Raw genomic sequence first — 13,248 nt, forward strand, 5'->3', positions numbered from 1 at the left:
GAGTGGGGATGCGGCGGCTTAAGACAACGATCGCAACGTCTGCGATCGCAGCGGCACTGATGTTTGCCGCTGGGTCAATGCCTGCGCTTGCCCAAGCCACGCTCAACGAGGCCATCGGCGCCCGCGCCCAGTCGGGATCCGGGGAGGACCGCCTCCTCGTCGACGCCAAGGAAATCGTCTACGACAACGACCGGAACACGATTGCCGCCTCCGGCGACGTGCAGATGAATTACCAGGGTCGGACCCTCCAGGCCGACCGGGTCACCTATGACCGGAACACTGGCCGGGTCTTTGCCGAGGGTAATGCCCGCCTGACGGATGCCAACGGCACCGTCGCAACCGGCGACCGTTTCGAGCTTACCGACGACTTCAAGAACGGCTTCATCGATTCCTTAAGGGTCGTCCAGACCACCATCGAGCAGGGCCGTCCCCTGACGACCCGATTCTCGGCTCCGCGGGCCGAGCGGGCCGAGGGCGAGACGACGACCTTTGAGCGCGGCACCTACACCGCCTGCGAACCGTGCAAAGACAATCCGGAACGCCCCCCGCTCTGGCAGGTGAAGGCGGCGAAGATCATCCACAACAACAGCGAGCGGACGATCTATTACGAAGATGCGACCCTCGAGCTCCTTGGCATCCCGGTCGCCTATCTGCCCTATTTCTGGACGCCGGATCCGACCGTCAAGCGCAAGACAGGCTTCCTGGCGCCGCGTTACGTCTTTTCGAACACCCTGGGCTACGGCGGCTCGATCCCGTTCTTCTGGGCTATCGCTCCCAATTATGACCTGACGATCAGCCCGACCATCCTGAGCCGCCAGGGCCTTCTCGGGCAGGTCGAGTGGCGCCATCGGCTGGAGACGGGCGCCTACAGCATTCGCGCGGCCGGGATCAATCAGCTTGATCCGGAGGCCTTTCTCCCCGGCCCCTACGGAGCGGGCGATCGCGATTTCCGGGGCTCCCTGGAGACCAAAGGCGAGTTTTTCATCAACCAGAACTGGCGCTGGGGCTGGGACATCGCCCTCGTGTCCGACAAGTGGTTCCTCACTAACTACCGCATCCGCAGCGAGAGCCTGAGCAACTATTACGTCAAGGAATCGATCTCGACCGTCTATCTTCAAGGCCAGGGAGATCGCTCGTTCTTCGATGCGCGGGGCTACTACTTCAAGACACTCTCGACCTACGACTGGCAGAAGCAGCAGCCGATCGTCGCTCCGGTGATCGACTACAACAAGCGTTTCACACCTCCAACCATCGGCGGCGAGTTCGCGCTCGATGTGAACGTGACCAGCCTGTCCCGCGAAGCCGCCCAGTTCGATCCGCTATTTCCTGACAGTACCGCCTACTACGGCATCGCCCGGACCTGTCGCGCGGGTGACGATGGATTATTCAATCCTGCCAATTGCCTCGTTCGCGGTATGAGCGGCTCGACATCGAGAGCGTCGGTCACGGCATCCTGGCGGCGCGAGTTCATCGATCCCATCGGCCAAGTCTGGACCCCATTTGCCTATCTGCGGGCTGATAATTTCTGGATCGCTCCCGACTTCAACGGTTACCAGAACCCGCAGCTCGCCAATTTCATCGATGCTGATGACGATTATCTCTTCCGCGCCACCCCGGCGATCGGGCTCGAATACCGCTATCCCTTCATCGCCAGCCTCGGCACCTCGGGCCAGCAGATCCTGGAGCCGATCGCCCAGATCATAGCCCGCCCGAATGAGACCCGGATCGGCAGTCTTCCCAATGAGGATGCTCAGAGCCTCGTCTTCGACGACACGTCCCTCTTCGATTGGGACAAGTTCTCCGGCTACGACCGCGTCGAGGGCGGCGTGCGCGCCAATGTGGGCGTGCAGTACACAGTCATGGGCGCGGACGATTTCTATGCCAACGTGCTGTTCGGCCAGTCTTATCAGATCGCGGGACGCAACTCGTTCCGGCAAGGCGACCTGGCCAATGTGGGCTTGGATTCAGGTCTCGATTCCAGGGCGTCCGATTATGTCGGCCGCTTCCAGATCTCGCCGAATGCCAATTTCGCTTTCGTCTCGCGCGGACGTTTCGATCAGGAAGATTTCGGCCTGAACCGGTTCGAAGCCGGCATCCGGGCGAACTTCAATCCCTACCTGCCTGTCTCGACTTCGCTGACCTATGCCCGCTACGAGGCTCAGCCCGCGATCGGCTATCCGACCCGCCGCGAGGGCGTGCTGGCCTCCGCCCGTTGGGACATGACGCCGAACTGGTTCGTCACGGGCTCGATCCTCCTCGATCTGGACCGGTATCTCGTGGCGCGCGAGACGTTTGCCGTTCCTACAGCAGTCGCTCCAGGAGCAGCGATCTCCCAGCGGGAGAATGTCGGCTATGTCGCCGGTATGTCTCTGGGACTGGGTTACATCGACGAGTGCACGACCTTCTCGGTGAGCTATAGCATCGCTCCGCGCGACGTCACCCTGACCTCGGGTGAGAAGGAGCAGAACCATACGGTCGCCTTCAGTCTTGAGCTCCGCTCCCTTGGCGAGGTGGGCTATACGCAGAGACTCAGCGGCTCCGACGATGAGTGATGGTGAAGGACACCGGTGCCAGACTTGAACCAGTCCTCACTCCTGCTGACGCAGGGTGACCCTGCCGGGATCGGGCCGGAATTGGCCCTGAGAGCTTGGATGCTGCGAGACGAACGGGCCCTGCCCCCCTTCGCAGTCTTGAGCGACCCCGCATTCCTTGAGCGCGTTGCGCAAAACCTGGGCTGGGACGTGCCGGTCATCTCTGTCGAGATGGCACAAATCCCAAAAGCGTTCCCAAAGGCTCTGCCGGTTCTCCCCTTGAGCGTTTCGGTCTCGGCACAGCCCGGCCAGCCTGATGCAGGCGCTGCTGCGTCGGTGATCGAGTCCATCGAGATGGCCGTGAGCTCGGTCCAAGAGGGCTCAGCCTCGGCACTCGTCACCAATCCCATAGCCAAGCATGTCCTCTATGAAGGTGGATTTAGGTATCCGGGCCATACGGAGTTTCTGGCTGCCCTCGCCTCTGAAGGCCGGGAGGAGACCTGCCATCCCGTGATGATGCTCTGGAGCGAGCAGCTGGCGGTGGTGCCTGTGACTGTGCACATCCCTCTTGCGAGCGTTCCTACTGCCCTCACTACAGACCTGATCGTGCTGACGGGACGGATCGTAGCCCGGGAACTGCGGGAGCGTTTCGGCATCGCCAATCCAAGGCTGGCGCTCGCAGGCCTCAACCCGCACGCGGGCGAAAATGGCGCGATGGGAACGGAGGATGCCAGGATCATCGCCCCGGCCGTCGATGCCCTGCGCGCCGAGGGGATCGACGTGGCAGGCCCCCTGCCCGCGGACACCATGTTCCACGCCCGCGCCCGCAGCCGCTATGATGCGGCGCTCGCCATGTACCACGACCAAGCCCTCATCCCAATCAAGACCATCGCGTTCGACGAGGCGGTCAACGTGACCCTCGGGCTCCCCTTCGTGCGCACTTCGCCGGATCATGGCACGGCCTTCGATATCGCCGGCAAGGGTATTGCCCGGCCCGACAGCCTCATTGCCGCCATCAAGCTCGCCGCCCGTCTGGGGGGTTCATGAGCCAGATCGACGACCTTCCCCCTCTGCGCGACGTGGTCCGGAGGCACGGGCTCATGGCCAAGAAGTCGCTGGGCCAGAACTTTTTGTTCGACCTCAACCTCACAAGCCGGATTGCCCGCTCCGCGGGACCGCTGGAAGAGGCAACTGTCATCGAGGTCGGCCCCGGCCCCGGAGGCCTGACCCGGGCAATCCTCGCAGCCGGCGCCAAAAAGGTCATCGCCATCGAGCGTGACACCCGCTGCCTTCCGGCTCTCGCCGAGATCGCCGAGCGCTATTCGGGCCGGCTGGAGGTAGTCGAGGCCGATGCCTTAGAGTTCGATCCTCGCCCGCTGGTGGGCGACAGCCTCGTCCGCATCATCGCCAACCTGCCCTACAATGTCGGCACCGCCCTGCTCACGGGTTGGCTCACCGGCGCCCCCTGGCCGCCCTGGTGGGCCTCGCTCACCCTCATGTTCCAGCGTGAAGTCGCCGAGCGCATCGTGGCCGACGAGAACGATCCAAAGAATTATGGTCGTCTGGGCGTCCTTTGCGGCTGGCGCGCGGAATCGCGCATTCTGTTCGATGTGCCGCCCTCCGCCTTTGTGCCGCTGCCGAAGATCACCTCGAGCGTGGTTCACCTTACGCCACGGGCGAACCCTCTGCCCTGCAGACTTGAAGCGCTGGAAGCGGTCACGCGGGCTGCCTTCGGGCAACGCCGCAAGATGCTTCGCCAAAGCCTGAAATCCATCGCTCCGGGCCCGGCCGAGATCATCCAGGCGGCTGGGCTTGAAGAGACGGCGCGGGCCGAGAACATCCCGGTTGCGGGCTATGTGGCGCTGGCCAATGCCTTGGATGCCACCCGCGGCTTCAGGGCTTGAAGCGCTCCGAAGCTCGTCCCACCTTCGACACCGCCTATATGCAGCCGCTCGACGGGAGCCGCGCGTCTTTCATGGGACCTTAACCGCGCGTCTTCCATGATTGGTTCAGGAGAGCGGCTTTATCACAGCCGCGAGGGGAGGAAGCGGACATGTCGCAGCCGCGCAATAGGATTGGGCTTCTGTTCGGAGGGCGTTCTGCGGAGCACGAGGTCTCCAAGCTCTCAGCCGCCAATGTCCTGCGCGCCCTTGACTCGGACCGCTACGATATCATCCCCATCGGCATTGGTCGGGATGGACGCTGGCTTCTCTGCGACAACGGCAATGGCGGAGGACGGGGCGCAACATCCCTCGAGATCCCCGAGGGATCGCCTCAGGTAGCCCTGTTGCCGGGCGGCGGAGGCGAGATGCTGGTCCTCAACGGCGATGCAGGCTCCACCACGCTCAACCTCGATGCAATCGTGCCCGTGCTCCACGGGCCGAACGGTGAGGATGGGACGGTTCAGGGTTTTCTTGAACTCGCCAATATTCCCTATGTTGGCTCCGGCGTGATGGGCTCAGCTGCCAGCATGGACAAGGACGTGGCCAAGCGGCTGCTCCGGGACAGCGGGTTGCCGGTCGTTCCCTACTTGGCAATGACACCCCGCACTCGTGTCGACTACCAAACCGCCGTGGATGCGCTCGGCACGCCCGATTTATTCCTGAAGCCCGCTAATATGGGTTCCTCGGTGGGCGTTTCCCGCGCCTCATCGGCCGAGGAATTCGACCGGGCCTGCGAACGCGCCTTCCGCTACGACAGAAAGGTGCTGGTGGAGCGCAGCGTCACGGGTGCGCGGGAGATCGAGTGCTCGGTGCTGGAAAATGCCGCGGGGGAGATCAAGGCCTCCCCGCTCGGCGAGATTGTGCCCGCGGGCAACCACGGCTTCTACAGCTATGACGCCAAGTATATCGACGCGGACGGCGCTCTTCTGCGCATTCCGGCGGAGCTCACTTCAGACCAAGCACAGCGCATCCAGGAGCTTGCGGTTGAGACCTTCAAGGTTCTCGGCTGCGAAGGCTTGGCGCGCATCGATTTCTTCGTCGATCCGGAGAACGAGAGCAGCCTGTTCGTCAACGAGGTGAACACCCTGCCGGGCTTCACGGCGATCAGCATGTATCCGAAACTCTGGGAGGCCGGCGGTCTGCCGCAAAGCGAGCTGATGGACGTGCTGATCGGGCATGCCATCGCCCGTCACGAACGCCGGAACCAGCTGGCGCTCGTCTGACCGGCGCTCTAGTCGAGCTTCTCAGCCAGCAACCCTTCGACGAAATCTGAGAGGCCCACGAGGCGATCGCGCTTGAGGCGCTCGGCGGTCTGAATCGCCTTGAGGCTCTGGAAGGAGCGGTCGAGGTCCTCGTTGACGATCACATAATCGTACTCGACCCAGCGCTCCATCTCGATGCGAGCGTTGGCGAGACGCTTGGCGATGACATCGGGCGCATCCTCCGCCCGGCGCTCAAGGCGTGCCTTAAGCTCCTTGAAGCTCGGAGGCAGGACGAACACAGTCACCACGTCGTCGGGCAGTTTCTGCCGCACCTGGCGGGTGCCCTGGTAGTCGATGTCGAAGACCATGTCCTGGCCCGATGCCAGCGTCTTCTCTACTGGCTTTCGCGGCGTGCCATAGAAATTGCCGTGTACCTCGGCCCATTCCAGGAGTTCATCGCGATCACGCATCGCCTTGAACTCTTCGACGTCGATGAAGTGATAGTGCCTGCCCTCGATCTCGGACGGACGCTTGGGACGGGTGGTGACAGAAACCGACAGGACACCGGCCCGCTCTTCCACGAGGCTGCGGGTGAGCGTGGTTTTGCCGGCGCCGGACGGTGACGACAGGATGAGGATCAGGCCGCGACGGCCGACCTGAGACTTCGGATCTTGGCTCACCGCATCACTCCACGTTCTGAACCTGCTCGCGGAATTGCTCGATCACGGCTTTCAATTCAAGGCCGATCCGCGACAGGGAGACATCATTGGCTTTCGCGCACAGGGTATTCGCCTCGCGGCCGAATTCCTGCGACAGGAAGTCGAGACGCCGGCCGACCGGGCCGCCTTCCTGCAACAGGCTACGGGCTGCATCCACATGGGCACGCAGGCGATCGAGCTCCTCTCGGATATCGGCACGGGCCGCGATCAGCACCGCCTCCTGATGGAGGCGTGCCGTATCAAGCGCATGCTTGCCCTCGAACAATTCTGCGATCTGAGATTCCAGCCGGGTGCGGATTGCATCGGGCTGGCGGGCTGGCGCAGCCTCGGCTTCGTCGACGAGCCGGGAGACCAGATCGAGCTGCTGCCCGAGAACCGCGGACAGCGCCCGCCCCTCCATCAGGCGCGCTGCCTTGAGCGCTTCAATCAGCGCTCCGACGCCACCGCGCAATGCGGCCGCGAGCTCCTTATTCTGCGCCGGATCGTCGACATCGTCGTCGAGTTCCACCACACCGCGCACGGCGAGAAGACCGTCTAGGGAAGCCGGTTTCACATTCTCCGGAAGCGACAGACCACTGAGAGCGGAGAGGAGCGACTGCAGCACATCCTGGTTGACGCGCAGCTTCGGAGCAGACGATGCCTTACTCAAGGACAGATTAAGTTGGCCCTGCCCCCGGGTGAGCGCCTTGAGGATCTGCCCGCGCGCTTCCTCGCCCATGCCGTCGAGGCCTGACGGTGTCCGAACCCGCACTTCCAGCCCACGACCGTTCACGGTCTTGAGTTCCCAGGCCCATTGATAGGCACCGGCGACACCGGCCTCGCGGGCAAAGCCGGTCATACTCGCAATGGACATGCGTGAAACCTCGAACGGAATGAAAATCGGCGCGACCATAATGCGCGCCGATCCAAGAGTCGATTGCAAGGATTGGAGATCTTCCCCAGCCGCTCAGGGCTGCCGGAGGGCCGGAACGCTCTTCGGGTTGTTCAGGTCGAAGCTCTTGTTCTTAAGCGGGTCCTTCTCGGTGCCTTCGCTGGCATCGAAGCCGCGTCCGGGGCGGCCGCCGACAGCCGGCTGGGCATTCGCGGTGCCGCGCAGCGCGGGGGCAGCACCGGGCGGCAGGCTGGTCTGGTCGCCATCGGGCACAACCCGGTCCACATCCCCAGGGCCGGTCGCGGGACGGCTCTTCTCGAGTTGCCGCCACCGGGTCACGTTGCGCTGGTGCTGCTCATAGGTCTCGGCGAAGGCATGGCCGCCGGAACCGTCGGCCACGAAGTACAGATCCTTGGTCCGGGACGGATTGGCGACCGCTTCGAGCGCCGCCCGGCCAGGATTGGCGATGGGACCAGGAGGCAGGCCCTCGACCACATAGGTGTTGTAGGGTGTCGCGGCCTCGATCTCGCTGCGGAGAATGCCGCGGCCCAAGGTGCCCTTACCGCCCACCAGCCCGTAGACGATGGTGGGGTCGGATTGAAGCCTCATGCGCTTCATGAGGCGATTGATGAAGACGCCGGCCACCCGCGTGCGCTCATCGGCACGGCCCGTCTCCTTCTCCACGATGGAGGCGAGGATCACGAGTTCCTGAGGCGACTTGATTGGCAGCTCGGGCGAGCGGCGCTGCCAGATCTGCTCGATCGCCTGTCGCTGGGCTGCCTGCATGGTGTTGATGATCTGCTGTCGCGTGGTGCCGCGCTCGAACTTGTAGGTATCGGGCAGGAGCGAGCCTTCGCGGGGCGTCTCAGTGACATCGCCGGTGAGGATCTCGTGCTCATAGAGACGAGCCAGGATCTGCTCGCTGGTGAGCCCCTCGGGAACCGAGACGGTGTGCAGGATGGCACGCCCCTGGATCAGCGTGTCGATCGCCTCCTCGACGCTAGTGCCGGCCTTGAACTGGAACTCGCCGGCTTTGAGCTGCCCGCGCTGGCGGTTCATGTAGGCATAAGCCTGAAACAGCAGGGGCTGCTCGATGACGCCTTCCTGCTTGAGGATCTGGGCAATCTCGCCCGTACCGGTATTGCGGGGAATCACCACGACCTTGTCGCTCTGCAGCGGCCCGTCGGTCGTCACCGCCTGCTGCAGCATGGAGAAGCCGAAGATTCCGGCAATCGCTGCAGCCACGAGCAGGGTCAGCAAGCCACTGAGAAGGGACAGCATGCCCCTGCGGCGGCCGCGGAGCTTCGGTGGCGGCGGCGGAGCCATCGAGGGCTTGATGGCTTCGCTCGGAGACCGGGGTGCCAGACGCGGCTGGGACGATCCGTTGTCGGCATCATCCACGGGAGCCAGAAGTATCTTTTTCTTTCGTCCAAACATCACGCCGCTTTTCTGGTATCGGCCGGCGGTCCTACCGGTCCGCCGACACCCTAGCCGGGATTATGGCGAAAAGCCGTAACAGGCCCTCACCGGCTTCAGGATACCCGACGAAGAATGAGCGAAGCGTTAGTTCCGCCAAAGCCGAAGGAGTTCGACAGGGCCACGTTGACTTGCTTGCGCTTGGCCTGCTTCGGCACGAGGTCGATAGCCGTCTCCACAGATGGATTGTCGAGATTGATGGTCGGCGGGATGATGCCGTCGCGCATGGCGAGGATCGAGAAGATCGCCTCAACGGCGCCGGCGGCGCCGAGCAGGTGACCGATCGCCGACTTGGTGGACGACATGGAGAGTTTGCCCGCGGCATTGCCCATGATCCGCTCGACGGCCTTCAGCTCGAGCTCGTCGCCCAGAGGCGTCGAGGTGCCGTGGGCGTTCACATAGTCGATCTCCGACACGGCGATGGCAGCGCGCTTGAGAGCAGCAGCCATACAACGATAGGCACCGTCGCCATCCTCGGATGGAGAGGTGATGTGGTAGGCATCGCCCGACAGGCCATAGCCGATGACTTCGGCATAGATCGTGGCGCCGCGTGCCTTGGCATGCTCGTACTCTTCCAGAACCACGATGCCGGCCCCCTCGCCCATGACGAAGCCATCACGGTCCTTGTCGTAGGGGCGCGAAGCCTTCTCGGGCGTGTCGTTGTAGCCCGTGGAGAGAGCCCGGCACGCGGCAAAGCCTGCGATGGAGAGGCGGTTGACTGGGGATTCCGTACCGCCGGCCACCATCACGTCCGCATCGCCGAGCGCGATCAGGCGGGCTGCGTCGCCGATGGCATGCGAGCCGGTGGAGCAGGCCGTCACCACCGCGTGGTTCGGACCCTTCAGGCCGTGCTCGATGGACACGTAGCCGCCGGCCAGGTTGATCAGGCGGCCCGGAATGAAGAAGGGCGAAATTCGGCGGGGGCCGCGCTCGATCAGGGTAGCGGACGCCTCATAGATGCCGCCGATGCCGCCGATGCCGGAGCCGATCAGCACACCGGTGGCGCACTGCTCCTCATAGGTCTTCGGCTCCCAGCCAGAATCGCGAAGAGCCTGGGTGGAAGCTGCCATCGCATAAACGATAAAGGGATCGACCTTGCGCTGCTCCTTGGGCTCCATCCAGTCGTCGGCGTTGAAGGTGCCGTTGGTCCCGTCGCCGCGTGGGATCTGGCAGGCGATCTGGCAGGCCAGATCGTCGACCTGGAAATCCGTGATCTTGCCGGCGCCGCTCTGCCCCTCGACGAGGCGCGACCAAGTGGCATCGACCCCGCTGCCCAGCGGGGTGACCATGCCAAGACCTGTAACAACTACCCGGCGCATGAATTCCTGCCCTATCGATTGATAAAATTCGGGCGTCGGATGAGTCACCCGACGCCCTTTACAGCTCTTAGGCTGCGTTCTTCTCGAGGAAGCGGACAGCGTCACCGACCGTCACGATGGTCTCAGCCGCGTCGTCCGGGATCTCGACGTTGAACTCTTCCTCGAACGCCATCACCAGCTCGACCGTGTCCAGGCTGTCGGCGCCCAGGTCGTCGATGAAGTTCGCGTTCTCGACCACCTTGTCGGCTTCGACGCCGAGGTGCTCGACAACAATCTTCTTCACGCGATCAGCGACGTCACTCATCGTTTTTTCCTCAGTGGCTGCCGCCTCAGGATTGGGCGGATTGAAAGAAATCAAAATAGATCAGCTGCTCAGCTGACAACGCTGAAACGGCTACCCTGCGCCGTGCAAAGCCGCATTTTTAAGCGCCGGTCAACCCCTTTGACCTGATCGGGATCATGCTTAACACAAGCTTATCCGGTCTGGCGAGAGGGTGCCGGCACCTGCAAACAGATTCCGGAAACAGCTATAAGTTCCTTTAGAACATAGCCATTCCGCCATTTACGTGCAGGGTCTGGCCCGTCACGTAGGCGGCCTCAGTCGATGCGAGATAAACCACGGAAGAAGCGATTTCGTCGCCTTGCCCCAGCCGACCCATGGGGATCGTGCCCAGGATTCCCTCGCGCTGCTTGTCGTTGAGAACATCGGTCATGGGCGACTCGATGAAGCCCGGTGCCACGCAGTTGACCGTGATGTTGCGGCTTGCCACCTCGGCGGCCAGCGCCTTGGTCATGCCGATCAGGCCGGCCTTGGAGGCCGCATAGTTGCCCTGCCCCGGATTACCCGTCGAGCCGACCACGGAACCGATATTGACGATGCGGCCGTAGCGGCGGCGCATCATGTTCTTCACGGCCGCCCGGGACAGGCGGAAGGAGGCGGTGAGATTCACGGCGATCACCGTGTCCCATTCCTCGTCCTTCATGCGCATGAACAGGTTGTCCTTGGTGACGCCGGCATTGTTGACCAGGATGTCAAGCCCTTCCATGGCCGCCTCGGCGGCCGGGACGAGAGCCTCGACAGAATCCTTGTCGGACAGGTTGGCTTCGACCACGTGGACCCTTTCGCCCAGCGACGAGGCAAGCTCATCCAGGGCAGCCCGGCGGGTGCCGGAGAGGGTGACGATCGCGCCCTGGGCATGGAGCGCGCGGGCGATGGAGCCGCCGATGCCGCCCGTTGCGCCGGTAACGAGAGCCTTGCGGCCGGTGAGATCGAACATGGCGGGGTTTCCTCTTATCCGTTCAGGGACGCCTTGAAGGCAGCGATATCCTCAGGGGTTCCGATGGCGGTGCACGTAGCGCCCGCGGCGATGCGTTTCACCAGGCCGGACAGCACCTTGCCGGAGCCGACCTCATAGAAGGAATCGACGCCCTGGGAGGCCATATAGGCGACGCTCTCCCGCCAGCGCACAGTGCCGGTGACCTGGCGAACCAGGGCATCGCGGATCGCCGAGGGGTCTGTGATGGGAGCAGCCTCCACATTGGCCACGACAGGAACGACGGGAACATTCACGGTCACACGGTCCAGGGCTTCGCGCATGGCGTCGGCCGCCGGCTGCATGAGAGCGCAATGGAAGGGGGCGGACACGGCCAGCATCACGGCGCGCTTGGCGCCCTTGGTCTGGGCGATGGCCACAGCCCGCTCGACAGCGCTCTTATGGCCGGACACCACCACCTGGGCGCCGCCATTGTCATTGGCCGCATCGCAGACCTCTCCTTCAGCCGCCTCGCGGGCAACCTCAAGGGCAGCGTCGTATTCCAGGCCCAGAAGCGCCGCCATGGCGCCCTGCCCCACGGGAACGGCATTCTGCATGGCATTGCCACGGATCCTCAAAAGCCGGGCCGTATCTGAAATGGACAGGCTGCCAGCCGCCGCGAGAGCCGAATACTCGCCCAGGGAATGGCCGGCCACAAAGGCGGCATGCTGCTTCAGATCGAGACCGGCCTCGGCCTCCAGGACGCGGATAGCCGCCAAGCTTACGGCCATTAAGGCCGGCTGAGTGTTAGCCGTGAGGGTTAGTTCCTCGGCAGGCCCCTCCCACATGAGGGTGGAGAGCCTTTGGGACAGAGCCTCATCCACCTCGTCGAAGACAGCTTTGGCTTGCGGGAAAGCCTCGGCCAGGGCCTTGCCCATTCCGACCGTCTGGCTTCCCTGTCCGGGAAAAATGAATGCGCGCGTCATCAGGAATGGAACCTTCAGTTCAACGAATCCGCGCGGGACTCGCACCCGGAAGGCAAGGAGTCAAGGCGTAGGGCGCGGCGCCGCACTTGACCTGTGATCAGATATGGCGCCGCCACCCCCGCAGCATGCCTCGGTTCACGGGAGGCCTTTGCAGGCTCAATTGCCTCAGGACGGCGTCCAAGGCATGACCGACACTTCGCAGAACGGATCGTAAGGCTCCCAACATCAACCCTCCCCAGGCTTGACCTTGGGAGACTCTACCCAGGCCGGAGTACCCATGCCGTGCGCCCTCGCACCTGTCCCCGGCTTGGTCATCGGCCCCTGCCACGGAACGCATCCTCTTGTTTTCTCTGGGCAACCGGTGTATCCGGTCCCTCTTCCGATATTCTCATGACTGAAGAAGGAGCCCCGCATGGCTCGCGTGACCGTCGAAGACTGCATCGACAAGGTCGACAACCGGTTTGAGCTCGTGCTGCTGGCCAGCCACCGGGCCCGCCTCATCTCGTCCGGCTCGCCGCTGACGATCGACCGCGACCGCGACAAGAACCCGGTCGTGGCCCTTCGTGAGATCGCGGACGAGACCATCGCTCCGGACGACCTGAAGGAGCAGCTCATCCACTCCATGCAAAAGTATGTCGAGGTGGACGAGCCGGAGGCCGAGGCCGTTCCGATGCTCAGCAACACCGCCGCAGCCCCGTCCAAGGGCGGCGACAACGACGCGGACGTGCAGTTCGACCGCATGAGCGAGGACGACCTGCTGCGTGGCTTGGAAGGGCTCGTGCCCCCGAGCAGCAGCGCGGACGACGACGAGCGCGAGTAAGCATTCCCAAGACATTTTCAGAAAGCCCGGCCTTTGCCGGGCTTTTTTTTGTTGGACGCCTTAACCACGGACCGGCATGGCTGGCATGCGACGAGCTATTCAGCTTGCGGTCGGAAGACGTTGTACAA

Annotated in this window: 12 protein-coding genes; 5 read left to right on the plus strand and 7 right to left on the minus strand. The window is 63.5% G+C overall.

What is annotated here, in order from left to right:
* The first annotated feature begins 8 nt into the window (after nt 1-8).
* The 4 genes from I2H36_RS12065 to I2H36_RS12080 all read left to right on the plus strand — a co-directional run bounded on the left by I2H36_RS12065 (nt 9) and on the right by I2H36_RS12080 (nt 5,697).
* On the plus strand, nt 9-2,552 hold the full coding sequence (locus I2H36_RS12065) for an LPS-assembly protein LptD (protein WP_196264148.1): 2,544 nt from the start codon (nt 9-11) through the stop codon (nt 2,550-2,552).
* Between the two features lie 24 nt (nt 2,553-2,576).
* Complete coding sequence (gene pdxA, locus I2H36_RS12070) at nt 2,577-3,578, plus strand: 4-hydroxythreonine-4-phosphate dehydrogenase PdxA (RefSeq protein WP_196264149.1); 1,002 nt, start codon at nt 2,577-2,579, stop codon at nt 3,576-3,578.
* Nucleotides 3,575-4,435: a 16S rRNA (adenine(1518)-N(6)/adenine(1519)-N(6))-dimethyltransferase RsmA gene (gene rsmA, locus I2H36_RS12075; protein ID WP_196264150.1), complete on the plus strand. Its 861-nt coding sequence runs from the start codon at nt 3,575-3,577 to the stop codon at nt 4,433-4,435. The genes pdxA and rsmA overlap by 4 nt, the downstream gene beginning before the upstream one ends.
* 149 nt (nt 4,436-4,584) lie before the next feature.
* Entirely contained in the window at nt 4,585-5,697 is a 1,113-nt protein-coding gene (locus I2H36_RS12080; protein ID WP_196264151.1) for a D-alanine--D-alanine ligase family protein, read from the plus strand.
* 8 nt (nt 5,698-5,705) lie between these two features.
* Here I2H36_RS12080 and gmk read toward each other — a convergent pair whose 3' ends face one another.
* The 7 genes from gmk to fabD all read right to left on the minus strand — a co-directional run bounded on the left by gmk (nt 5,706) and on the right by fabD (nt 12,300).
* Nucleotides 5,706-6,356 carry a guanylate kinase gene (gene gmk, locus I2H36_RS12085; protein WP_196264152.1) on the minus strand — a complete coding sequence of 217 codons (651 nt, stop codon included), beginning with the start codon at nt 6,354-6,356 and terminating at the stop codon, nt 5,706-5,708.
* A gap of 4 nt (nt 6,357-6,360) precedes the next feature.
* Nucleotides 6,361-7,248, minus strand: coding sequence for a YicC/YloC family endoribonuclease (locus I2H36_RS12090; RefSeq protein WP_196264153.1), 888 nt, complete (start codon nt 7,246-7,248; stop codon nt 6,361-6,363).
* A 93-nt stretch (nt 7,249-7,341) separates the two neighbouring features.
* Nucleotides 7,342-8,703, minus strand: coding sequence for an endolytic transglycosylase MltG (gene mltG, locus I2H36_RS12095; protein WP_196264299.1), 1,362 nt, complete (start codon nt 8,701-8,703; stop codon nt 7,342-7,344).
* A gap of 95 nt (nt 8,704-8,798) precedes the next feature.
* Complete coding sequence (gene fabF, locus I2H36_RS12100) at nt 8,799-10,061, minus strand: beta-ketoacyl-ACP synthase II (protein ID WP_196264154.1); 1,263 nt, start codon at nt 10,059-10,061, stop codon at nt 8,799-8,801.
* Nucleotides 10,062-10,128: 67 nt separating this feature from the next.
* Entirely contained in the window at nt 10,129-10,365 is a 237-nt protein-coding gene (locus I2H36_RS12105) for an acyl carrier protein (protein ID WP_036347903.1), read from the minus strand.
* Between the two features lie 235 nt (nt 10,366-10,600).
* A complete protein-coding gene (gene fabG / locus I2H36_RS12110) occupies nt 10,601-11,338 on the minus strand; it encodes a 3-oxoacyl-[acyl-carrier-protein] reductase (protein WP_196264155.1) in 738 nt (245 codons plus the stop codon).
* A gap of 14 nt (nt 11,339-11,352) precedes the next feature.
* Nucleotides 11,353-12,300, minus strand: coding sequence for an ACP S-malonyltransferase (gene fabD, locus I2H36_RS12115; protein WP_196264156.1), 948 nt, complete (start codon nt 12,298-12,300; stop codon nt 11,353-11,355).
* 412 nt (nt 12,301-12,712) lie between these two features.
* On the opposite strand from fabD, the gene rpoZ reads away from it, so the two are divergent.
* Nucleotides 12,713-13,120 carry a DNA-directed RNA polymerase subunit omega gene (gene rpoZ, locus I2H36_RS12120; protein ID WP_196264157.1) on the plus strand — a complete coding sequence of 136 codons (408 nt, stop codon included), beginning with the start codon at nt 12,713-12,715 and terminating at the stop codon, nt 13,118-13,120.
* Nucleotides 13,121-13,248 lie beyond the last annotated feature (128 nt).

It is taken from the genome of Microvirga terrestris (assembly GCF_015694425.1).
In the GTDB taxonomy this organism is placed as follows: Bacteria; Pseudomonadota; Alphaproteobacteria; order Rhizobiales; family Beijerinckiaceae; genus Microvirga; species Microvirga terrestris.